Annotated in this window: 20 protein-coding genes; 10 read left to right on the top strand and 10 right to left on the bottom strand. The window is 67.7% G+C overall.

Annotated elements, in window-relative coordinates; all coding sequences use genetic code 11:
- Window positions 1-159 precede the first annotated feature (159 nt).
- Entirely contained in the window at window positions 160-1,593 is a 1,434-nt protein-coding gene (locus tag ACWCPQ_RS26535; RefSeq protein WP_449903639.1) for an MmgE/PrpD family protein, read from the top strand.
- Window positions 1,594-1,756: 163 nt separating this feature from the next.
- Here ACWCPQ_RS26535 and ACWCPQ_RS26540 read toward each other — a convergent pair whose 3' ends face one another.
- On the bottom strand, window positions 1,757-2,542 hold the full coding sequence (locus tag ACWCPQ_RS26540) for a hypothetical protein (RefSeq protein ID WP_449903641.1): 786 nt from the start codon (window positions 2,540-2,542) through the stop codon (window positions 1,757-1,759).
- Between the two features lie 215 nt (window positions 2,543-2,757).
- The gene (locus ACWCPQ_RS26545) at window positions 2,758-3,585 is read right to left on the bottom strand and encodes an alpha/beta fold hydrolase (RefSeq protein ID WP_449903643.1); all 828 of its coding nucleotides are present in this window, start codon (window positions 3,583-3,585) and stop codon (window positions 2,758-2,760) included.
- Between the two features lie 258 nt (window positions 3,586-3,843).
- Between ACWCPQ_RS26545 and ACWCPQ_RS26550 the strand changes: the two genes are divergently transcribed.
- Window positions 3,844-4,638, top strand: a complete 795-nt coding sequence (locus tag ACWCPQ_RS26550; protein WP_449903645.1) for an LLM class F420-dependent oxidoreductase — start codon at window positions 3,844-3,846, stop codon at window positions 4,636-4,638.
- 106 nt (window positions 4,639-4,744) lie between these two features.
- Here ACWCPQ_RS26550 and ACWCPQ_RS26555 read toward each other — a convergent pair whose 3' ends face one another.
- Window positions 4,745-5,395: an ammonium transporter gene (locus ACWCPQ_RS26555; RefSeq protein ID WP_449903648.1), complete on the bottom strand. Its 651-nt coding sequence runs from the start codon at window positions 5,393-5,395 to the stop codon at window positions 4,745-4,747.
- A 379-nt stretch (window positions 5,396-5,774) separates the two neighbouring features.
- On the opposite strand from ACWCPQ_RS26555, the gene ACWCPQ_RS26560 reads away from it, so the two are divergent.
- Window positions 5,775-6,074, top strand: a complete 300-nt coding sequence (locus ACWCPQ_RS26560; RefSeq protein ID WP_449903650.1) for a hypothetical protein — start codon at window positions 5,775-5,777, stop codon at window positions 6,072-6,074.
- A 74-nt stretch (window positions 6,075-6,148) separates the two neighbouring features.
- Here ACWCPQ_RS26560 and ACWCPQ_RS26565 read toward each other — a convergent pair whose 3' ends face one another.
- The 4 genes from ACWCPQ_RS26565 to ACWCPQ_RS26580 form a co-directional block, all read right to left on the bottom strand.
- Window positions 6,149-6,430: a hypothetical protein gene (locus tag ACWCPQ_RS26565; RefSeq protein ID WP_449903651.1), complete on the bottom strand. Its 282-nt coding sequence runs from the start codon at window positions 6,428-6,430 to the stop codon at window positions 6,149-6,151.
- Between the two features lie 68 nt (window positions 6,431-6,498).
- The gene (locus ACWCPQ_RS26570) at window positions 6,499-6,768 is read right to left on the bottom strand and encodes a hypothetical protein (protein WP_449903653.1); all 270 of its coding nucleotides are present in this window, start codon (window positions 6,766-6,768) and stop codon (window positions 6,499-6,501) included.
- Window positions 6,769-6,858: 90 nt separating this feature from the next.
- Entirely contained in the window at window positions 6,859-7,347 is a 489-nt protein-coding gene (locus tag ACWCPQ_RS26575; RefSeq protein WP_449903655.1) for a GNAT family N-acetyltransferase, read from the bottom strand.
- Complete coding sequence (locus ACWCPQ_RS26580; RefSeq protein ID WP_449903658.1) at window positions 7,344-8,042, bottom strand: SDR family oxidoreductase; 699 nt, start codon at window positions 8,040-8,042, stop codon at window positions 7,344-7,346. Before ACWCPQ_RS26580 ends, ACWCPQ_RS26575 begins: the two co-directional genes overlap by 4 nt.
- 237 nt (window positions 8,043-8,279) lie before the next feature.
- On the opposite strand from ACWCPQ_RS26580, the gene ggh reads away from it, so the two are divergent.
- Window positions 8,280-9,617: a glucosylglycerate hydrolase gene (ggh, locus tag ACWCPQ_RS26585; RefSeq protein ID WP_449903660.1), complete on the top strand. Its 1,338-nt coding sequence runs from the start codon at window positions 8,280-8,282 to the stop codon at window positions 9,615-9,617.
- A 7-nt stretch (window positions 9,618-9,624) separates the two neighbouring features.
- On the opposite strand, the gene ACWCPQ_RS26590 is transcribed toward ggh, so the two are convergent.
- Window positions 9,625-10,047, bottom strand: coding sequence for an SdpI family protein (locus ACWCPQ_RS26590; RefSeq protein WP_449903663.1), 423 nt, complete (start codon window positions 10,045-10,047; stop codon window positions 9,625-9,627).
- A 535-nt stretch (window positions 10,048-10,582) separates the two neighbouring features.
- Here ACWCPQ_RS26590 and leuS point away from each other — a divergent pair.
- Together leuS and ACWCPQ_RS26600 are read left to right on the top strand one after the other, a co-directional pair.
- Complete coding sequence (gene leuS, locus ACWCPQ_RS26595) at window positions 10,583-13,477, top strand: leucine--tRNA ligase (RefSeq protein WP_449903666.1); 2,895 nt, start codon at window positions 10,583-10,585, stop codon at window positions 13,475-13,477.
- Between the two features lie 261 nt (window positions 13,478-13,738).
- Entirely contained in the window at window positions 13,739-15,778 is a 2,040-nt protein-coding gene (locus ACWCPQ_RS26600) for a PhoX family protein (protein WP_449903669.1), read from the top strand.
- Window positions 15,779-15,925: 147 nt separating this feature from the next.
- Here the strand turns inward: ACWCPQ_RS26600 and ACWCPQ_RS26605 are convergent, their stop codons facing one another.
- Window positions 15,926-16,681 carry a glycoside hydrolase family 25 protein gene (locus tag ACWCPQ_RS26605; protein WP_449903784.1) on the bottom strand — a complete coding sequence of 252 codons (756 nt, stop codon included), beginning with the start codon at window positions 16,679-16,681 and terminating at the stop codon, window positions 15,926-15,928.
- 422 nt (window positions 16,682-17,103) lie between these two features.
- On the opposite strand from ACWCPQ_RS26605, the gene ACWCPQ_RS26610 reads away from it, so the two are divergent.
- Genes ACWCPQ_RS26610 through ACWCPQ_RS26620 form a run of 3 tightly spaced genes read left to right on the top strand, consistent with a single transcriptional unit; the run spans window position 17,104 to window position 19,226 of the window.
- Window positions 17,104-18,015 (top strand): TIGR04222 domain-containing membrane protein, encoded by a 912-nt coding sequence (locus ACWCPQ_RS26610; RefSeq protein ID WP_449903671.1) that lies wholly within the window; start codon window positions 17,104-17,106, stop codon window positions 18,013-18,015.
- A 3-nt stretch (window positions 18,016-18,018) separates the two neighbouring features.
- On the top strand, window positions 18,019-18,876 hold the full coding sequence (locus ACWCPQ_RS26615; protein WP_449903673.1) for a DUF692 domain-containing protein: 858 nt from the start codon (window positions 18,019-18,021) through the stop codon (window positions 18,874-18,876).
- Entirely contained in the window at window positions 18,873-19,226 is a 354-nt protein-coding gene (locus ACWCPQ_RS26620) for a hypothetical protein (RefSeq protein WP_449903675.1), read from the top strand. The genes ACWCPQ_RS26615 and ACWCPQ_RS26620 overlap by 4 nt, the downstream gene beginning before the upstream one ends.
- Before the next feature lie 215 nt (window positions 19,227-19,441).
- Here ACWCPQ_RS26620 and ACWCPQ_RS26625 read toward each other — a convergent pair whose 3' ends face one another.
- Window positions 19,442-19,957 carry a hypothetical protein gene (locus ACWCPQ_RS26625; protein ID WP_449903677.1) on the bottom strand — a complete coding sequence of 172 codons (516 nt, stop codon included), beginning with the start codon at window positions 19,955-19,957 and terminating at the stop codon, window positions 19,442-19,444.
- A 213-nt stretch (window positions 19,958-20,170) separates the two neighbouring features.
- Between ACWCPQ_RS26625 and ACWCPQ_RS26630 the strand changes: the two genes are divergently transcribed.
- The gene (locus tag ACWCPQ_RS26630; RefSeq protein WP_449903679.1) at window positions 20,171-20,683 is read left to right on the top strand and encodes an EXLDI protein; all 513 of its coding nucleotides are present in this window, start codon (window positions 20,171-20,173) and stop codon (window positions 20,681-20,683) included.
- Window positions 20,684-20,811: the final 128 nt, after the last annotated feature.

The raw sequence follows: 20,811 nt of genomic DNA on the forward strand, positions 1-20,811 counted from the left end.
TCAGACAGCGTGAGCGGGTCAGGCCCGGAGAAGGCAGCGCAGCGTGACCTCGCAGGGCCCCCGCTCGCGCCGCGGTCAGACAGCGTGAGCGGGTCAGGCCCGGAGAAGGCAGCGCAGCGTGACCTCGCAGGGCCCCCGCTCGCGCCGCGGTCAGACAGCGTGAGCGGGTCGGGCCCGGGCCGGCACGATTTCACCGGTACCGTCGTCGGCCGGCTCGCCGCTCTCGCGGAGCACACCCGGACCGCGGGGCTTTCCGAGGAACTCCGCAAGGATGTGGCCAGACGCGTGCTGGACGTACTCGGCAATTCCGTCGCCGCGCACGGCCAGCCCTCGGCGCAGGCCGTTACGGCAGTGGCTCGCGGCTGGGCCGGTGCCGCCGCCGCCACCGGTATCGGCACCGGCGAGCGGTTCCCCGCGGCGACCGCCGCGCTGGTGAACGGCACCCTCGCGCATTCGATGGATTCCGACGACACCCATCTGCCGTCGGTATTGCATCCCTCCGCCTCGGTGGTCCCGGCGGCTCTCGCGGTCGGTGAGGCCACCGGTGCCACCGGCGCCGCCGTGCTGGACGCGGCGGGCACGGGTATCGAGATCGCGGTCCGCCTCGGTATGGGCGGCTACGACGAAGAACTCGGCAACTCCGAATTCTTCGAACGCGGCCAGCACGCGACCTCCATCTGCGGCGCCGTCGGCTCGGCCGCCGCCGCGGCGATGCTGTACGGCCTGGACGCCGAGGGTATCGCCGACGCGATGGGTATCGCCGCCAGTTTCGGCGCCGGTCTGCTGGAGGCCAACCGCACCGGCGGCACGGTCAAACGGGCGCATTGCGGCTGGGCCGCGCATTCGGGTGTGACTGCGGCGGAACTCGCCCGGCACGGGCTCACCGGGCCGCCGACCGTGATCGAGGGCCGCTTCGGATTCCTGCACGCCTTCTGCGGGGACCGCGCCGATACGGCCAAGGTCGTCGACCGGCTGGGCGAGCACTGGGAGCTTCCGGGGATCTTCTTCAAACCCTATCCGTGCAACCATTTCACCCACGCCGGTATCGATGCCGCCCGCGCGCTGCGCAGCGGCGGGCTCGATCCGGACCGGATCGTGGAGATCGAATTGGGCGTGCCGAAACCGGTGCTGCGCACCATCGCCGAACCGCCCGCGGCCAAGGCCGCGCCCGAATCCGGCTATCACGCCGCGTTCTCGGGTCCCTACACGGTGGCGCGGGCGCTGCTCGGCGGTTCCGGGCTGGGGCTGGGCCATGCCGATTTCACCGATGCGGCCGCTCGGGATCCGCGCACTCTCGAATTGGCCGCTCTCGTGGTGAGCCGCAGCGACGACCGCTGTGACGAGATCTATCCGCACCAGTTCCCGGCCGTGCTGCGGGTGCGGACCACGGACGGGCAGTGGCACGAGGCGCGGATCGACCACAATCGTGGTGGTCCGGCGAACCCGCTCTCCGATGACGAACTCACCCTCAAATTCGACCTGAATGTGGAGGGCCGACTGTCCGCGGTGCGCGCCGGCACCGTCGCCGAGCGGGCGCTGGGTCTGCCCTCGGCGCGGTCATTGGACAACCTGATGGCGCTCGTCCGGGACTGACCCCGTCCCGGTTGTCTCGTCCGGCCCGGTAGCGGGCGTGAACCGCCGCTTCCGGGCTCGGCCGACAGCAGCCGCAGGGCCCCACGGGATCCGTGGGGCCCTGCCGTCTTCGCCGGTCCGGTAGAGCCGGCTACCGGGCGTCCTCGACCGCCGCCCGGTCCGGCTATCGGCGCTCTTCCATCTCGTAGGGCGAGGTCACCGACCCACTCGAATCGCTGCTCCGACTCGGCTGCTGACTGTCCGGGGTAGGTCCGCTCTGCTCCTGCTGACTGTCGATGCTGCCGGATCGGGACTGTCGACTGTCCACGGAACCGGACGGCGCCGGCTCGCCGGTATCGGTTCGGCTGTTCCCGACACCTGAACCGGGGTAGGTGCTGTCCTGGCCGGTTTGTGATCGCTGGTCGGTGCCGACGCCGTCGGGTTGTTGCCGGCTGTCGCCCGAGCTGTTCGGGCCACCGGTTTGTGATTGCCGGTCGGTGCTCCACCCCGGGTAGGTGCCGGGATACTGGTCGGCTCGAGATTGCCGGCCGATGCCCCATCCGGGGTAGGTGCTGTCCTGGCCGGTTTGTGATTGCTGGTCGGTGCCGACGCTGCCGGGTTGTTGCCGGTTGTCGCCCGAGCTGCTGGAGTCCGGTCGATCACCACCGGACGACTGGTTACCGCTGGGGTCGGACCAGGTGTCGCCGGATTGTTGTCCGCTCTCGCCCACGCTTCCGGAACCGGACTGTCCGCTGTCGCCGGTGGACGACGGGGGCCGGGACGTCGAGGACTCCGCGCCGCGCTCGTCGCCGTTGTGGATCAGGCGGGTGTGGTCACCGTCGCCCGACCGGTAGTTCACATGGGTACCGGGATCTGTGTCGGGTGCCGCGAGTGCGTGGGCCGCGGCGGGTCCGGTGACGGCCGCCGCCGCCAGCGCGGCGACCATTGCGGCACGAACGCTGTTTGCCACTGTCCAACCTCCCGTGATCGTTCGGTTTGAAGCGGTACAGCGAAACGGTAGACAAACCCTCTCCTGAATGCCCGGTGTCCGGCGGGGTCGGCGTTTCAGTCGGGAAGAAATCCGCTGACCTGCCGTTATCTCGGAAATGGCCGATTGCCGCTCTCCGGAAAGCGCAAAGGACCGCGTTCCCGGGCCGTGGGAACGCGGTCCGCGAGCTACGGCTGTCAGTTTCCGAGGAATTCCAGCAGATCGGCGTTGAACTTCTCCTTGTCGCCGGGAACCAGTGCGATCCCGTGCGAGCCGCCCTCGTACACCTTCAGCGTCGAATCCGGCACGATCTCCGCGGTTTTGCGGCCGGTGGCATCGATCGGGACGACCTGGTCGTCGTCACCGTGTACCACCAGGGTGGGAATATCGAACTTCCGCAAATCCTCGGTGAAATCGGTGTAGGCGAACGCGTCGACGCATTTCACGCCGGCCTGGATACTTTCCTGCATGGCCATGAACCAGAATGCGTCGCGGTTGCCCTGAGTGACCTTGTTGCCGGGTCGGTTCGCGCTGAAGAATCCCTCGGAGGTGTCCTTCCAGAATTGCGAACGCTCGTTCAGAATTCCGGATTTTATCTCTTCGAAAACCTTGTCCGGCACGCCTTCCGGATTATTCTCGTTCTTGATCATCAAAGGCGGTATCGCCGAGAGCAATACCGCGGAGTGCACCCGTCCGGTGCCGTGCCGGCCGATGTACCGGGCGAGCTCTCCGCCACCCATACTGTGTGCCACCAGCGTGGCATCGCGGATGTCCAGACCGGTCAGCAGATCGTTCAGGTCGTCGGCGAAGGTATCGAAATCGTAACCGTTCCACGGTTGATCCGAGCGGCCGTGGCCGCGCCGGTCGTGGGCGATACCGCGGTAGCCGTTGTCGGCCACGAATTTCATCTGGTCTTCCCAGGCATCGGCGTTCAGCGGCCAGCCGTGGATGAATACAACCGGGCGACCGCTGCCCCAGTCCTTGTAATAGATGTTCACCTTGTCGCGAGTCGTGCACACAGGCATGGGCGGAGCCTCCTTCTGTGCGTGATCGCCGACCGGGAGCAGGTCGTGACAACGAGACGCGGTCGAAATGCTACTCAACGAAAACGCCTGAAAAAGCCGTGTATTCATCTGTTACGCAATCCATGCCGGAACGGAATTCGGTAATCCATCGACCACCGGCGATGGATTGCGCCCGGGGCCGCTGTCACCGGGCCGGGCGCCCGATACCCCGGTAGCCTCGGATCCGGGATATCACCCGACGACGAGGAGTCAGACAAGATGAGCCGACCGGTTCGGATCGGAGTTCAACTCCAGCCCCAGCACGCGCCCGACTACGGACTCATCCGCGATGCCGTGTTGCGGGCCGAGGACGCGGGTGTGGACATCGTGTTCAACTGGGATCACTTCTATCCGCTGTACGGGGACCCCGACGGCGCGCATTTCGAATGCTGGACCATGCTCGGCGCGTTCGCCGAGCAGACCGAACGAGTGGAGATCGGCGCACTGGTCACCGGCGGCGGCTACCGCAACCCGGACCTGCTCGCCGATATGGCCCGAACCGTCGATCGGATCAGCGGCGGCCGGCTGATTCTGGGCATCGGGTCGGGCTGGTTCGAACGCGATTACGACGAGTACGGGTACGACTTCGGTACGGCGGGCAGCCGCCTGAACCTGCTCAAGGAATATCTCCCGCGGATCACCGGCCGGTTGGCGAAACTCAACCCGCAGCCGGAGCGGGAGATCCCGATTCTCATCGGCGGTGGTGGGGAGAAGAAGACGCTGCGGCTCGTGGCCGAATATGCCGATATCTGGCACAGCTTCGGCGAACTGGATGTTTTCACGCATAAGAGCCAGGTGCTCGAGGAGCACTGCGCGCGGGTGGGTACCGAACCGGACAAGATCGAGCATTCGGTCGCCTGGCCGGGCGCGGACAAGGCCCCGGACTATCTGAAGGCCGGCGCCACCCTGTTCACAGTCGGTATCAACGGCCCGGACTACGACCTGACCCAGGTGCGCGAGGCGCTCGCCTGGCGCGATGAGATCAACCCGGAACCGGTCAGCGGTATCGCCTGACCGCAGATGTACAAGGCGCCCGGTCTGCGATGCAGACCGGGCGCCTTTCGTTGTCGAGCACCGCGGACCGGGTCACCGACCCGTGTTTTCCGATCCGTGACGGCGATCAGTTCGTCGACTGCACCTGCTGACGCGGCGCCCACTGCGTGGTGCCGGGGGCGGCGGTCAAGGTGTTGACCAGATCGATACCGGCGATGATCAGCGTCGGGCCGCCTACGACGATGGTGCCGATGATGCCACCGATGGCAGCGGCGGTAACAATTCCGGGTATGCCCGTTACCGGACCGCCGGCCCAGGTGATCAGCCCTACGACAGCGCCGAGTGCGGTCCCGATGAAGCCGCCGATGGCGGTGGCGAGACCGAACTGTGAGGCGAAGTTGTTCTGCGCCGAGTAGTTCTCTTGTGGTGAGGCCACCGGCTGCGCCGCGGGCCGGGCCGCCGCCACATCCTTGACGGCGGTCAGTTCCAGCACTCGGTTCCCGTCGCGCACGGCGTGCGGAAGCGGGTATTCGGTCGCGCCCTCGCGAACCGCCAGGGGCAGCGAGACGACGGTGGCGCCGGAATTGTCCAGAATATCGACCACTTCGCCGTCGATATCAAAAGTACCGTTGGTGAGGGTGGTGACCACCTTGTCACCGATGAGCTCGGCGCGGTAGCCGATTTCGGGGGTCGCGGGTTCTGCGTGCACGACCGCCGCGCCCACGGTTGTGGTGGCGAGCAGCGGCACTACGGCCGCAACGATCTTGCGGATCATCATGAGGTCTCGTGTCCGATCTTCATCACGGAATTGCCAGTGGGATACCAGCCAGAACTGACGCGCAGCTACACCCGCCGGGCATAAAGGCTGTTGCCCGTCGGTTTCGAACTACACCGAGGTTACGCGGTTGGTACTCGAAAGACACCCGAACATCGCAAAAAATTCCCGAAACGCGTTTAAAGGTCGGATGATTCGGGTATCTGTCAGGGTTTGCCAGTGCGGGGAAGTGTTGGGAAGCACCCGGGGGTCCGCCCCGCTATCAAGGGTCGGCGCATGCGTAGCTACCTGCATTGATGCGCACTTGGTAATGTATTCGAGTGCGTAGTTCCAGGTGACCGTTTCGAGAAAAGCAACCGCTTCGAGGAAAGAGGGAACACCGATGACAGCGGCACACGATCAGCACACCGAACATACCCATGTGCACGGGCCCGACTGCGGCCATGTCGCGGTTCCGCACGGCGATCACGTCGACTATGTCCACGACGGACATCTGCACCGCGCCCACGAGGGGCACTTCGACGAATGCGAAACCCACAGCCACACCGAACACGCCGCATCGCACGAGCATGTGCACGGGGAGGGCTGCGGCCATGTCGCGGTTCCGCACGGCGATCACGTCGACTACATCCACGACGGGCATCGGCACGCCGCCCACAACGGACACTACGACGAGCACTGACCGCACCGGACGAGTTGCCGGACTTCTGCTTTCGCGGCGGTGGACGTTGTCTCGCGTCCGCCGCCGCGTCGGCGTCAGAGCTGCCGGACCACTTTGCCCTCCTCGTCGGGCATCGCGATCGACGGCGTTCCGTCCGGCGCCACCTGCAACCGGATTCGCGGGCGACCCTGCTGGTCACACAGCATCAGGGCCGCGCCCCGCTCGGTATCGGTGGCCAGGATCACCCCGTCGGGATGCACTGCCTGTTCGAGCGGAACGGTCGGGTCTCCCATATGTCGCATGGCCGATTTCGCGCCGCCGGACCGGTCCTGCCACTGCACGCGCAGATGTACGGCATCCCCGTTCGGGTAGTCCAATGAGATCTGCGCGCCCTCGCTCGCGGCGATGATGCCGCCCTTCTCGTCACCGTTCTCGTCGTTGAAGATCAGGTAGCTCGCGTCCGGGCCCTGCCGATCCTGGGCCGGATATGTTCTGCCGCCGAATACGATCGCGGTTTCGCCGATTCCAGCAGGAACCGCTGCTTACCGCGCCGGTCGACCACCGTGAACGAACCCTCGGCCGTCGCCGGTCCTTCCTCGCGGTCCGTCCTGCCCACCGTGAACCCGGCCCCGGCACCGAGGCCCGCCGCGGCCACGGTGGCGGCGGCCACGATCGCGCGGCGGTTCGGTCCTGTGCTGTTCTCCCCTGCTCCCATGAACCGATGGTATTGGCGCGCAATTCGATTCGCATCGCCATATCGAGCGAGCCGGATCCGGGGACGGGGGCCGTACCGGGTGCGGGTGGATCACGGTACCGGCAGCAGCGCCACCACGTACTCGACCGATCGTCCGTTCTGCACACAGGTGTGCCGGCCCGATTCCAGGAAGCCCAGATTCCGTAGCAGTCGCAGGCTGCGGACATTCCACGACTGGACCACCGCGCGCACCACGGAAGTGGGATGAGTCCTGCGCAGCTCGGTGAGTACGGCGGATCCGAAACCCGCGCCGTAACCCTTGCCGACCCAGACGGGATCCAGGCCCGCGCCGAGATCGACCACCCCGAACTCCGCCGGCAGACCCGGCACCCGTGCTTCGACGCCGGTGCAATAGAAACCGATCAGCGAATCGTCGTCCGCGGCGGCCACGGCCAGATACTCGCCCGGGACGCTGGGGAGCACGTCTTCGGCCAGGTCGTAGACCTGCCACGGGCCGCCGTACCGCCACCCGGCGACACGTCGTGCGTCGTCCGGCGTCCAGGGCCGGACGACGAGGCGATCGGGCCAGCGGGATGTCACCGGGGACGCAGCACAATCTCGGTGGGATGGGCGTCGCGCGGAGTGTCGATCGCGGTCCGGACGGTGCGGGCGACGGTATCCGGGCGCAGGAACCGGGCCGGGTCGTACGCGTGCCCCTCCCCGGCCACGATCGCCCGTTGCATATCCGTATCGATGCGGCCGGGATGAATCGAGGTCACCCGAAGTGACGGCTCCTCCAGCCGGAGCGCGTCCCCGAACGCGCGCAGGCCGAACTTGCTGGCCGCATAGGACGCCCAACCGGCATTGGCGCGCAGGCCCGCACCCGAATTGATCAGCACCACATGACCGTCGGCCGCCCGCAGGGCCGGCAGCAGCAGGCGGGTCAGCTCCGCCACGGCGATCAGATTGGCCTCGAGCGTTTCGCGCCACTGCCGCACCGAGGATTCGGCGATGGTGCCCAGATCGGCGATCCCGGCATTGTGCACCAGGACGTCCAGCCGGTCGATCGATCGCACCGCGTCCGCGACCCCCGCGTAATCGGTCAGGTCCACCGGCCACCCGGTGGCTCCCGGGAGTTCGGCGAGGATCGACTCCAGTCCGGTGGCGGTCCGCGCCCCCAGCAGCAGCCGGTGGTCGGCGGCCAGCTCCCGGGCGATCGCTGCGCCGAGACCACGGCCCGCGCCGGTGATCAGCGCCACCGGCCGGTCCCGGGCTGCGTCCGCTTCCTGCTGCATATCGGCCACTCCTCATATCGTCCCGCGCACCTCGGTGTCCGGGTTGTCGATGCCCGGACCCGCCCGATAGTGCGTACCACACCGCACGACGGCCACACCCGCACTGCGCGGTTTCGGCACGTTCGTGTAGCGCGCGCGAAATACGGCGCACACCGGAGCGAAACCGTGACTGGGTAGATATTGCGTTCACACGCACCAGTACTGCGTGTCCCCGGTCCCGAGCAGCAAGATATAGAGATGGCGCACCCAGGTTTCACCCCCACGCAGCTCGCCGCCCGCGCGGCCTACCTGCTGCGCGGCAATGATTTGGGGACCATGACCAGCGCGGCGCCGCGGTTGTATCCCCATATGTGGAGCTGGGACGCGGCCTTCGTCGCGGTGGGTTTGGCACCGCTGAGCGTGGAGCGCGCGGTGATCGAACTCGACACCCTGCTCTCGGCGCAGTGGAAGAACGGCATGATCCCCCACATCGTCTTCGCCAACGGCGTGGACGGGTACTTTCCCGGTCCGGCCCGCTGGGAATGCCGGCTGCTGGCAGCCAACGCGCCGGACGGGCCCGACACCTCCGGAATCACCCAGCCGCCGGTCCACGCCATCGCGGTCCAGCGGATCCTGGATCATTCGCGCCGCCACGGCCGCAGCACCCGCGCGGTCGCCGAGGAATTCCTCAACCGGCGCTGGGCCGATCTGGTGCGCTGGCATCGCTGGCTGGCCCACGCCCGCGACCCCCTGGGCAGCGGCCGCATCACGCTGTACCACGGCTGGGAATCCGGAATGGACAACTCGCCGCGCTGGGACCGGGCCTACGCGAACGTGGTGCCCGGTGACCTGCCGCCGTTTCGGCGCGAGGATCTCCTCGTCGTCGCCGACCCCACCCAGCGACCCACCGACCGCGAATACGACCGCTACCTGTGGCTGGTCGAACAGATGCGCCGCGCCCGCTACGACGACGACGCGCTGAGCTCGGCGATGGACTTCGCCGTCGAGGACGTATTCGTGACCGCGATCTTCGCCCTGGCCTGCGAAGTACTCGGGCAGATCGGCGAGGAATACCACCAGGCCAAATCCGATACCCGGGAACTCTTCGGCTGGGCCGACCGATTCCGTGCCGGGGTGATCGCCACCACCGACGCCCGCACCGGAGCGGCCCGCGACTACGACACCCGGCTGCAACGCTGGATCACCACCGAGACACTGGCCATGTTCGCGCCCCTGATCAGCGGCGGCCTGCCCCGCGCCACCGAACGCAACCTGCTGCGGCTGTTCGAGGGCCCACGTTTCTGCGGACACCCGGATCTGCGCTACGCGCTACCGCCCTCCACCTCGCCGGTATCCAAGGATTTCCGGCCGCGTGAATATTGGCGGGGCCCGGTATGGCCGGTGATGAGCTGGCTGTTCTCCTGGGTGTTCGCCCATCGCGGCTGGGCGGAACGCTCGTACATGTTGCGGGCCGAAGCGCTACGGCAGGCCAGCGACGGCAGTTTCGCCGAATACTACGAACCGTTCACCGGCGAACCGCTGGGAAGTATGCAGCAGTCCTGGACAGCTGCCTCGGTGCTGGACTGGCTGGGCTGAACGACCGTCAGGCCGGCTGCGAGGCCGCGGGTTCGCAAGTGCTCTTGAGCGAGCAACCGCCGCAGGACCCGCCGCATCCGCCGGTCGCCGGCGGCGGCGGCGCAATCGCCTCGGCGGCCCGCGCACCCGCGTTCGCGCCGGCACCGAGCGTGAACAGGGCGATCACCAGAACCGCGGCGGTCACCACCACGGCGATCAGCCCACCGGCGGCCAGCACCACCAGCGCGCCCGCGGCCAACAGCGCGCCCGCGACAATGGAGGTCGGGGCGGCCACCCGGTTGGCGGTCCGGAACGCGGTCTCATCGCGCAGCGCGGCCTCGGTGTGCACCCCGACATAGCGGTTGCCGGGAAGACGGCCGACGAGGCCGAGCACACCTGTCGTCAGGGCCACCACGGCCAGGACGAACAGGAGAATTGCGACAACGAACACCCGACGAGAATAGCTGTGTTTATCGGCCCGCCTGCGGCGGGGCTGGCGGGGCCCTCGTGACCCCGGTTCTTCACTCCTGCGCTCCTCCGCTTCGCTCCCCCGCTCCGTCGCTCCAGAACCGGGGCGGGCCCCGCCTTTGTGGTGGGCCTGGCGTTCGGCGTCGTGGCGGGTCGGGCTCGGGTGGCTCGGGATTTCGACTCCGGTGGTCGGCTCGTCGCTCCAGGACCGGGGCGGGCCCCGACGCACGAATGTCGACCATCCGGGTCTGCATGGGTGTGTTTCGACCGGTCCGGGGGTGGTTCGCTACCCGGTCGGTGCCGGGTTCTCGGACACTGCACGCCCTGCGTTTCGGTCCGTGGTCGGGCGTGTGGTGTCCGGCCGAACCTGCCTGCGTTGCGGTTGTCGACCGCGGGGCGGGGGTGATCGCGGTCACTCGTGCCTGTCGACTCCATACCTTTTTGGGCTTGTCAGGGCGTACGTCCTAGGCTGTTGGGCGACGGAATTCTCCCCATCAGCAGCTAGAGAAGGCAGGACCGTGCAGGACTCCCGCGCAACCGAGACGGCCGGGCAGGGCTCGGTAGACCACGGCGCACCCCAGGGTCGCGCCGGTGACACGCCGGCTCACCGGTACACCGCCGAGCTCGCGGGGGAGATCGAGCGGCGGTGGCAGGAGCGCTGGAACGAGCGCGGCACCTTCTATGCGCCGAATCCGGTCGGTCCGCTGGCCGGGGAGGTGCCGGCCGACAAGCTGTTCGTTCAGGACATGTTCCCGTATCCGTCGGGGGCGGGGCTGCACGTCGGCCATCCGCTGGGCTATATCGCCACCGATGTATTCGCCCGCTACCACCGGATGCGGGGCCGCAATGTGCTGCACGCGCTGGGTTACGACGCGTTCGGCCTGCCCGCCGAGCAGTACGCGGTGCAGACGGGAGCGCATCCGCGCGACACCACCGAAGCCAATATCGCCACCATGCAGCGGCAGCTGGACCGGTTGGGGCTGGGGCACGATCGGCGGCGTTCGTTCGCGACCACCGATCCCGAGTACTACAAGTGGACGCAGTGGATCTTCCTGCGTATCTACAACGCCTGGTACGACCAGGAGGCCGGTCGCGCCCGGCCGATCCGGGAGCTGGAGCAGCAGTTCGCGGCGGGGGCCCGCCCGGCGCCGGGCGGTGCGGACTGGGCGGCGCTGTCGGTCGCCGAGCGCAATGCGGTGCTCGATTCCTATCGCCTGGTCTACCAGACGGATTCGGTGGTGAACTGGTGTCCGGGGCTGGGGACGGTGTTGTCCAACGAGGAGGTCACTGCGGACGGCCGCAGCGAGCGCGGCAATTTCCCGGTGTTCCGTAAGCGGCTGTGGCAGTGGATGATGCGGATCACCGCCTATTCCGACCGGTTGATCGACGATCTGGATCGGGTGGACTGGCCGGAGAACGTGAAGGCCATGCAGCGCAACTGGATCGGCCGCTCGCGTGGCGCGCGGGTCGAGTTCGGCACTGCGGCCGGTGATGTCGAGGTGTTCACCACGCGACCGGATACCTTGTTCGGCGCGACCTATATGGTGCTGGCCCCCGAGCACGAGGCGGTGGACCGGTTGACGGCGGCCGCCTGGCCGGACGGCACCGATCCGCGCTGGACCGCCGGTAGCGCGAGCCCGGCCGAAGCCGTGGCGGCCTATCGGAAATCCATCGCCGCGAAATCGGATCTGGAGCGGCAGGAGAACAAAGAGAAGACAGGTGTCTTCCTGGGCGCGTATGCCACCAACCCGGTGAACGGTGCGCGGATCCCGATCTTCATCGCCGATTACGTCCTGAGCGGTTACGGCACCGGCGCGATCATGGCGGTGCCCGGCCAGGATCAGCGCGACTGGGATTTCGCGACCGCTTTCGGTCTGCCGATCATCCGTACCGTGGAGCCGCCCGCGGATTTCGAGGGGGAGGCATACTCGGGCGACGGGCCGGCGATCAACTCCGGCTACCTGGACGGACTGAACATCGCCGATGCCAAGGCCGCCGTGATCGCGCGGCTGGAGATCGACGGCCACGGTGCGGGCACCGTGCAGTACAAACTGCGCGACTGGCTGTTCGCGCGGCAGCGGTACTGGGGTGAGCCGTTCCCGATCGTCTACGACGAAACCGGTGCCCCGCACGCGCTGCCGGAATCGATGCTGCCGGTGCGGTTGCCCGAGCTGGACGATTTCGCACCGGTCACCTTCGATCCCGACGACGCGAACTCCGAACCGTCCCCGCCGCTGGCCAAGGCCACCGACTGGGTCGAGGTGGAACTGGATCTGGGCGACGGTCCGCGCACCTACCGCCGCGATACCAATGTGATGCCCAACTGGGCGGGTAGTTCCTGGTACCAGCTGCGCTACGCCGATCCGACCAACTCCGAGGAGTTCTGCGCCAAGGAGAACGAGACCTACTGGCTGGGTCCGCGGACCGCCGAGCACGGTGCCGACGATCCGGGCGGGGTGGATCTGTACGTGGGCGGGGTGGAGCATGCGGTGCTGCATCTGCTGTACGCCCGGTTCTGGCAGAAGGTCCTGTTCGATCTGGGCGAGGTGAGCGGTAGCGAACCCTACCGCCGCCTGTTCAACCAGGGCTATATCCAGGCATTCGCCTATACCGACGCGCGCGGTGCCTATGTCCCCGCCGCCGAGGTGACCGAACGCGCCGGCCGCTTCTACTGGACCGACGCCACGGGCACCGAGGTCGAGGTGAACCAGGAGTACGGCAAGATCGGCAAATCGCTGAAGAACGCGATCGCCCCGGACGAGGTCTGTGATCTGTACGGCGCCGACACCTTCCGCTTCTACGAGATGTCGATGGGTCCGCTGGACACCTCCCGGCCGTGGGCGACCAAGGACGTGATCGGCGCGCACCGGTTCCTGCAGCGGGTCTGGCGTCTGGTGGTGGACGAGGAGACCGGCGCGACCCGGGTCACCGAGGACAATCCGGCCGACGAGACCTTGCGACTGCTGCATCGGACGATCGCCGGCGTCGACGAGGACCTGGCAGCCATGCGCGACAACACCGCCGGCGCCAAACTGATCGAACTGACCAACCACCTGACCAAGGCGTATCCGGGTGGAGCGCCGCGGTCGGCGGTGGAGCCGGTGGTGCTGATGCTGGCGCCACTGGCCCCGCATATGACCGAGGAACTGTGGGAGCGGCTGGGGCACAGTCACTCCCTGGCGCACGGACCGTTCCCGGTGGCCGATCCGGCACTGCTGACCGCCGAGACCGTCGAATATCCGATCCAGGTGAACGGTAAGGTCCGCAGTCGAATCCAGGTCGATGTGGAAGCCGATCAGGCGGCGATCGAAGCGGCCGCGCTGGCCGACGAGAAGATCGCCGCCCTGCTCGACGGCAAGGCCCCGCGCAAACTGATCGTGGTACCGGGTCGACTGGTGAATATCGTCGCCTGAGCGGGGCGGGCGACCCCGAATCGACAACCGGCCGCGGTACGGCATCGGCGGTCGCGGCCGCCGCAACGGCTGGGACCTGTTCGACGCGGCGTAGGAGAGAGTCGGCGGTCGTTGATCGACTGCGCGGTCGGATGATCGTCCGCGGGGTCGCGAGAGCGCCGGTCCGCGCTGCCGGACGAACACAGTCGTTAATCCGTAGTACTCCTGGGACTCGCCTGGGTCGGCTAGCGTGCGTGCGTTCAGCCCGGAACAGGAGTAACTGTGAAACCTCTTGCGCTCTTCGTCGCCCACGACCCGGCCGGGTCGCGGGCGCGCGTCACCTGCCAGTACAAGTGCGGCAACGCCTGCTTCCACGAGGTGCCCAATACCTCGTCGAACACCTATTTCGGGGATATCGTCGCCGGGATCTCGCGGCGGCGCCTGTTGCAGGGCAGCGCGGCCGCAGTGGTCGCGATCGGCGCGGCGAGCGCACTCGCCGCCTGCGGCGAGGGCACCGAGGTCGGGAGCACGGCGAGCACCGAGGGCACCGGAACCGGGTTCACGCCGGTGGTACCGAACACACAGGACGCGCTGGTCGTTCCGGAAGGCTATGAGCAGGGCGTGGTCATCCGCTGGGGTGATCCGCTGTTCGAGGACGCGCCCGAGTTCGATTTCTTCCGCCAGACCCCGGCCGCGCAGGCCAGGCAGTTCGGTTACAACAACGATTTCGCCGGACTGCTGCCGATCGAGGGGCAGCCGGGAAAATACCTGCTGGTGGTGAATCACGAGTACACGACCGAACAGTTCATGTTCGCGGGATACCGGCCCGAGGCGATCACCCGGGAACAGGTCGAGATCGCGATGGCCGCGCACGGCCTGTCCGTGGTCGAAGTGCACGGTGAACCGGGGACCGGCCGGCTCGCGCCCGCGTTCGGGAAATACAACCGGCGGATCACCGCGACCACCGAATTCCGGCTGACCGGCCCGGCGGCCGGCAGTCCACTGGTCAAGACCACCGCCGATCCCACCGGTACCAAGGTGCTCGGCACGGTCAACAACTGTTCCGGCGGCGTGACCCCGTGGGGCACGGTGCTCTCCGGTGAGGAGAACTTCAACGCCTATTTCATGGGCAGCGCCGGCGATCCGGTATCGGCCGCCCGGTTGAAGCGCTACGGCATCGGCGAATCCGACGCCCCGCACTACTGGGAGAAATTCGACAAACGGTTCGATATCGCCGCCGAGCCCAACGAATCCAACCGTTTCGGCTGGGTGGTCGAAATCGACCCGTGGGATCCCGCGTCCACACCGGTCAAGCACACGGCGCTGGGCCGGTTCAAACACGAGGCGGCGAATATCCATGTCGCCGCGGACGGCACGGTCGTCGCCTACTGCGGTGACGACGAACGCTTCGACTACATGTACAAATTCGTATCCGCACGCAAGATCGAAGCGGGTACCGGCGCCGCGAGCCGCCGCCACAATATGACCATCCTGGACGCCGGCACCCTCTATGTTGCGAAACTGACCGGCGATCACCCCGACCGGATCGACGGCTCCGGCACCGTGCCCTCCGACCAGGGATTCACCGGGACCGGGCAGTGGATCCCGATTCTGCGCACCGCCGCGGACGGTCGCGGGGAATCGCTGGTGGACGGGATGACCGCCGAGGAAGTCGCGGTGTTCACCCGCCTCGCAGGGGACAAGGTGGGTGCCACCAAGATGGACCGGCCCGAGGATTTCGAGGCGAACCCGAAAACCGGCAAGGTGTATGTGGCGCTGACCAACAACGACAAGCGCGGCACCGACGGCAAGCCCGCGGTCGACGAGGCGAACCCGCGGAACAAGAACAAGAACGGGCAGGTCCTCGAACTCACCGACGACCACGCGGGCACCGCCTTCACCTGGACCCTGCTGCTGGTCTGCGGTGACCCGGCCGCCGCCGACACCTATTTCGCGGGCTACGACAAGACGAAGGTCAGCCCGATCTCCTGCCCGGACAACCTGGCGTTCGATCCGTACGGCAACTTGTGGATCAGCACCGACGGTAACGCGCTGGATGCCAACGACGGACTGTTCGCGGTGGTGCTCGACGGTGATCGGCGCGGCGAGACCAAACAGTTCCTGTCGGTCCCGGTCGGTGCCGAGACCTGCGGTCCGGTGATCACCGAGGAACGGGTCATGGTGTGTGTCCAGCATCCGGGCGAAACCGACGATGCGTCGGTGGATCGGCCGGCTTCGCACTGGCCGGATGGTGGGACGAGCCAGCCGCGCCCGGCCGTGGTGGCGGTCTGGAAGTCCGGGGGCGGCCGGATCGGGGTCTAGGCGTACCTCCGCCTCCGCCTCCGCCTCCGCTTCGGCCGTGCGCGTTGTGCGTACCTCCGCTTCCGCTCCGGCCGTGCGCGTCCCATGTCGGGGCGTTCAGCCACAGCTCGGTCGGGGTGTTGTCCGCGGAGTGCGGCGGCGTACGGGCTATCCGCTACCGGTGAGCCCGCCCATCCGGGCGAAACGGGCGAAATCGCCTTGTGCGCCGCTGTACACGTTCACATCGGTATTGCCGTGGATACCCGGGATCGAGCCGGAGTCGGTCTGCTGCCAGAACGTCCAGGCGGGCCAGCGACCGGGTACTTCCGGTTCGGCCCGGTCACGGTAGTCGGCGATCCACAACGGGTAGCGGTGGAACTGATCGCTGTCGGCCATCGCGGTCTGCCAGAACCTGGGATAGGTGTAGACGATCGGCACTCGGCCGGTCAACGTTTGTACGGTGTTGAGGTAGCGGTGGGTCCAGTCGATGAGGGCACCCGGCGCCAGGCCGCCGGAATTCTCCATATCCAGTACCGGCGGCAGGTCCAGTGGACCGTTCTGGCCGAGCACGATCGTCGAGTAGAGGGCGGCTTGCGGTTCCGGCGGAAGTTCGGGGCGAGCGTAGTGGTAGGTGCCGCGGGCCATTCCGGCCACCCGCATCTGCAGGCTGTCCTGAATGAAGAACGGGTTGACGTAGTCCAGGCCCTCGGTGGCTTTGACCATGGCGAAATGGTGGCCGGCCGCGCGGACAGAGAACCAGTCGATGGGCCGTCCGCCACCGTGCTGCCAGGACGAGACATCCGGGCCGGTGGGTTCGGCGTGTACCGGCGCGGATACCAGCGTGAGCCCCGCCACCAGCGCGAATGTCACCAGACCGAACCCGGGCCGCCCGAAACGGCGTCGTACGATACTGCCCGGCCCCATGCGCGAGCCGGACCTTCTCACGGTCGATCTCCTACGGGCAGTGTTCATGGTCCCCGACCCTAGGCATCCACGGGGGCACTCAGCGGTATTGCGCCGCCGTGTCCGGAGGTCGGTGGCGACTTCGCTCCGGGGCGGGCTGCGCCGGCCGTGACCTGGCCTGCGCCCTGGAACTCGCGGCGCCGCCCGAGACGAGCGAACCATCGGGCGTCGCACGGGCGCCTGGGGCACCACGGCGACCGAGGCGCATCGCCGCGCGGATTTCGGCTGGTCCGTTCCGGTGGCCGGGGCCGACCGCGCCCCGGCTCGCCGCTCCGAGCGGGTCTGCGGAAGCACAGTCGACGGTCCGGCTACCGAATCGTCGTGGCGGGCGAGGGATTCGGTCCGGATACTGGATTCAATATCGTGCGGAGCCGGAGGTGGGTATGCACACTGTCGGATGGGCGGGCGCGGAATCAGCGCTGCTCGCCGGAGATACCTGGGGTATCTCCGGTCCCGGGTTCCTGCTGATCTATATCCCTTTCGCGATCGCCGCTGTGCTGACCGGCGTGTGGCTGCGGCATCGGATCGTCACCGCGTCCGCTCCCGCCCCGGCCGGGGAATTGACCGCCCCCGAGCTCGGTCTGCTGACCAGTGACCGGCGGGCGGTGATGGCCTCGGTCGCGCTGTTGCGCAGTCACGATCTCATAGATACCGGGGGACGACCGGTCGGGCCGGTCACGGCGACGGCCGCGCTCGACCCGTTCACGCTCGCGGTGCGTGATCGGCTCGGTGATGCCGGACAGGGGATCACCCTGGTGACCCATCGGCTACGCGGTGAACTGGATCGGATGCGCAAAGTCCTCGTCGATCGCGGTTATCTGGCCGACCGCCGGTACACGAAACAGCTGCGTGAGGCGGGCCTGCCGATCCTGGTGGTGGGCCTCTTCGGGGTGGCCCGGCTGGTCACCGGGCTGTTCAACGGCAATCCGGTGCTGTTCCTGATCTTCGTACTGGTTGCACTCGGCATCGCCTGGTGGCGGGTCGTGGCGCCGGTGCGGGTCACCCCGGCGGGCCGGGCCGCGCTGGCGGAGGCCACTGCCGCCGGCCGGTACCTGCGGCCGGGCAATTCACCGTCCTATGCGACCTACGGTCCCGCGGCCGCCGGTCTGGCCGTGGCCCTGTTCGGTGTGCACGCACTGGTTCTGCTCGATCCGGCGTTGAACTCCGCCATGGGCGGCTACGGCGCCGAGGGGGTCTCGGGCGGTGGCGATTCCGGTGGTGGTGATGCGGGCGGGGGCGACAGTGGTGGTGGTTGCGGCGGTGGGGGATGCGGTGGCGGAGGTTGCGGTGGCTGACCGGTGACCGGCCCGCTACCCGAAGCCGCCCTCGGAATCGGCTGGCGCCCGGAGATCTGCGGTCTGATAGATCGGCTGGACGGCCTCGGCTTCTGTGAGGTGGTTGCCGAATCGCTCGGTCGCGGCCGCGGCGGGATCGAGGTTCCGGCCGAGCTGATGGCTCTGCGCGACCGGGGAATCGCAGTTGTCCCGCACGGGATCTCGCTGTCGCTGGGCGGCGCCGAACCGGTCGACGGCCGCCGGATCGAACATCTGGCGGCCTGTGCGCGGGCGGTGGCGGCACCGTTGATCAGTGAGCACATCGCCTTCGTGCGGGCCGACGGTGTCGAGGCCGGTCATCTGCTTCCGGTTCCGCGCAGCCGGGAAGCGCTCGAGGTGCTGACCGCGAACATCCTCCGTACCCGGGCCGGAACAGACGTACCGCTGGCGGTGGAGAACATCGCCGCGCTGTTCGACTGGCCCGACGACGAATTCAGCGAATCGGAATTCCTCACCGAGATCGTCGAACGCACCGGGGTGTATCTGTTGCTGGATATCGCCAATGTGTACGCGAACGCGCGTAATCGTGGTCGTGACCCGCGCACCGAGTTGGGGCGCCTGCCGACCGAGCGGATCGCCTACTGCCATATCGCCGGTGGTCACGAATCCGGCGGGCACTATCACGACACCCACCTGCATCCGGTACCCGCCGAGGTGCTCGCGCTGGTCGCCGAGTTCGCACATGATCATCCGGTTCCGCTCATGCTCGAGCGGGACGGTAACTATCCACCTGCCCACGATCTGCTCGACGAACTCGACGCCATCGCCGATGCCGCAGCCCGCGCCCCGGTCACCGCTGCCGCCCGGGCGGATTCGCGGTGAGTGACGGGCAGGCCCCGGGGCTGGCGGACCGGCAGGCCGCGCTGGTCCGCGCGCTGGTCGCGGGGGCGGCGGTTCCGCCGGGATTCGATCCCGCGGCGGTCCATGCGGCGGCGCACGCACTGCGGCACAAGCGAGCCCGGGAAGTCGCGACCCGCTGTCCCGAACTGGTGTACGCCACCGGCCCGGATTTCACCGCACGTTTCGTCGAGTGGGCGCGGGACCGGCCGAAGAGTGGAACTGCGGCCGATGCCCGGCGTTTTGCCCGCGAATGCGGTATCCCGTGGCCTCCGCCCCGATCCGGATACCTCGCCTCGGTGGCCGGACTGTTCCGGCGGTTCCGTCCGGGCTGATCGAACGGGTACCGGAAGAGTCACGACCACCTACCGGCGCTTCGGGAGCCGGTGCGCGATGCCGCCGTCCGGCGCCGCGGCTTCGATCGGAGGTGATCCACGAAGCCGCCCGCCTGCCGGGCGGGCTGCCGTGCTGCCCCGGTTCGCTGTCGATAACGACTCGCCTTCTTATGTACCGCTATTCAACGGCAACTTGTTCAGGTGTCGGTTGTCGCTCAGGGAAGGGGCGGCAGACCCGGCAGCGCGAACGGCAGCTGCGGCAGGACCGGCAGCTGGACCTGCGGCAGCAGGCTCGGGGTCGGCGGCGGGATGTAGGGGTTGGGCACGTTCCAGACCGCAGGGCTGGGGGAGCCGCCGCCGTTGTTCTCCCGGTCCCAGTCGGCCGGCTGGTCGTAGCCGCGGTCGCTGTCGAAGTTGCTGTGCGAGTCGCGGTCGGGATACTCGTTCCCCCCGCTGTTGAGGTGGTCCTCGTATCCGTCGTAGTTCTGCCGGTTGTGGTCGGTGTAGCCGTAGTTCCCGTTGTCGTCCCAGCCGAAATCATCGTTGCCGTTCCAGCTGCTGCTATCGCCGAAGCTGTCGCCGGAATCGTGGGAATCGCTGATCTGGGCCGCCTGTCCGGGATCGGCGAGGGCGGGGCCGGCGCTGATCGCCAGTGGCGCGAGGGTGATGACCGCGATGGCGGCGATTCGCGCGGCGAGGCGGCGGGTGCGCTGTTCGGGATTTCGGTTCATCGGTGGGTCCTCACTCGGTCGCGCTCCGGTGCGGCTTCTGCGATGAGTCGCATTGTTCGGAGTGCTTTATCGGAACACCACCTACCGTACCGCTATTCAACGGCACGTTCAATAGGTAGGCCGTAAGGGGGGTGATCGGCGTGACTCACGGCGGCGCGGAACGCGGGTCCCCAAGATCTTGTATATACGTATATGTCTACGTATAGTCGGTTCATGCCGAACAAGACCATCTACGTCGCCGACGACGATCTGCCACTGTTCCGGCGGGCGCAGGAATTGGTCGGCGGGAATCTGTCCGGTGCAGTGGTCACCGCGCTCCGGCGCTTCATCGAACTGGAGGAGGGCAGACTCGAGGGGTTCGAGGAGATCGTGCTGCGGGTCGGTCACAACGGCGCCCGCCAGGTGCGATTCCAGGGGGCCCTGCTCGTCGAGCACCGGGACGCCGGCGAGGAGCGGATGGAGCATCTACGCGTGTTCCGAGGTCGCAAGGGCAAATTCGTACTGCACGAGCAGTACGCGAACTGGTCGGACTATCCCGAATCCGAGAACTGGCTGCGCGACCTGAATAATTGGCGCCGCATGCTCGGGATCGAACACGACTGGGGCGACTACGTGCTCACCATTGTCGACACCGTCGAGGAGCTGAAGGACAAGATCCCCGATCCGCTGTACCGGCGGGTCGGCGATATCGCCGAGCATGCCCCTGTCGAAGAACTCGATATCTGATCCGCCGGCGGCGCGCGTTCCGCCGGAATCCGCGGTCGCCGGGTTCCGGTCCGGTCCCGGCAGGCGGCGTGCCGGTGGTTGTCATGCGCTGGTTCGCCCGAGCCGTGCACACCGCTCACCGAAACCGC

It is taken from the genome of Nocardia sp. NPDC001965, from assembly GCF_053594175.1.

Excerpts from the sequence above, each read along its gene's own strand:
- ACWCPQ_RS26550 (WP_449903645.1), top strand. The coding sequence starts at position 3,844 with ATGAGCCGACCGGTTCGGATCGGAGTTCAACTCCAGCCCCAGCACGCG.
- ACWCPQ_RS26560 (WP_449903650.1), top strand. The coding sequence starts at position 5,775 with ATGACAGCGGCACACGATCAGCACACCGAACATACCCATGTGCACGGG.
- ACWCPQ_RS26610 (WP_449903671.1), top strand. The coding sequence starts at position 17,104 with ATGCACACTGTCGGATGGGCGGGCGCGGAATCAGCGCTGCTCGCCGGA.
- ACWCPQ_RS26555 (WP_449903648.1), bottom strand. The coding sequence starts at position 5,395 with ATGATGATCCGCAAGATCGTTGCGGCCGTAGTGCCGCTGCTCGCCACC.
- ACWCPQ_RS26625 (WP_449903677.1), bottom strand. The coding sequence starts at position 19,957 with ATGAACCGAAATCCCGAACAGCGCACCCGCCGCCTCGCCGCGCGAATC.
- ACWCPQ_RS26580 (WP_449903658.1), bottom strand. The coding sequence starts at position 8,042 with ATGCAGCAGGAAGCGGACGCAGCCCGGGACCGGCCGGTGGCGCTGATC.
- ACWCPQ_RS26630 (WP_449903679.1), top strand. The coding sequence starts at position 20,171 with ATGCCGAACAAGACCATCTACGTCGCCGACGACGATCTGCCACTGTTC.
- ACWCPQ_RS26545 (WP_449903643.1), bottom strand. The coding sequence starts at position 3,585 with ATGCCTGTGTGCACGACTCGCGACAAGGTGAACATCTATTACAAGGAC.
- ggh (WP_449903660.1), top strand. The coding sequence starts at position 8,280 with ATGGCGCACCCAGGTTTCACCCCCACGCAGCTCGCCGCCCGCGCGGCC.
- ACWCPQ_RS26605 (WP_449903784.1), bottom strand. The coding sequence starts at position 16,681 with ATGGGGCCGGGCAGTATCGTACGACGCCGTTTCGGGCGGCCCGGGTTC.
- ACWCPQ_RS26570 (WP_449903653.1), bottom strand. The coding sequence starts at position 6,768 with ATGGGAGCAGGGGAGAACAGCACAGGACCGAACCGCCGCGCGATCGTG.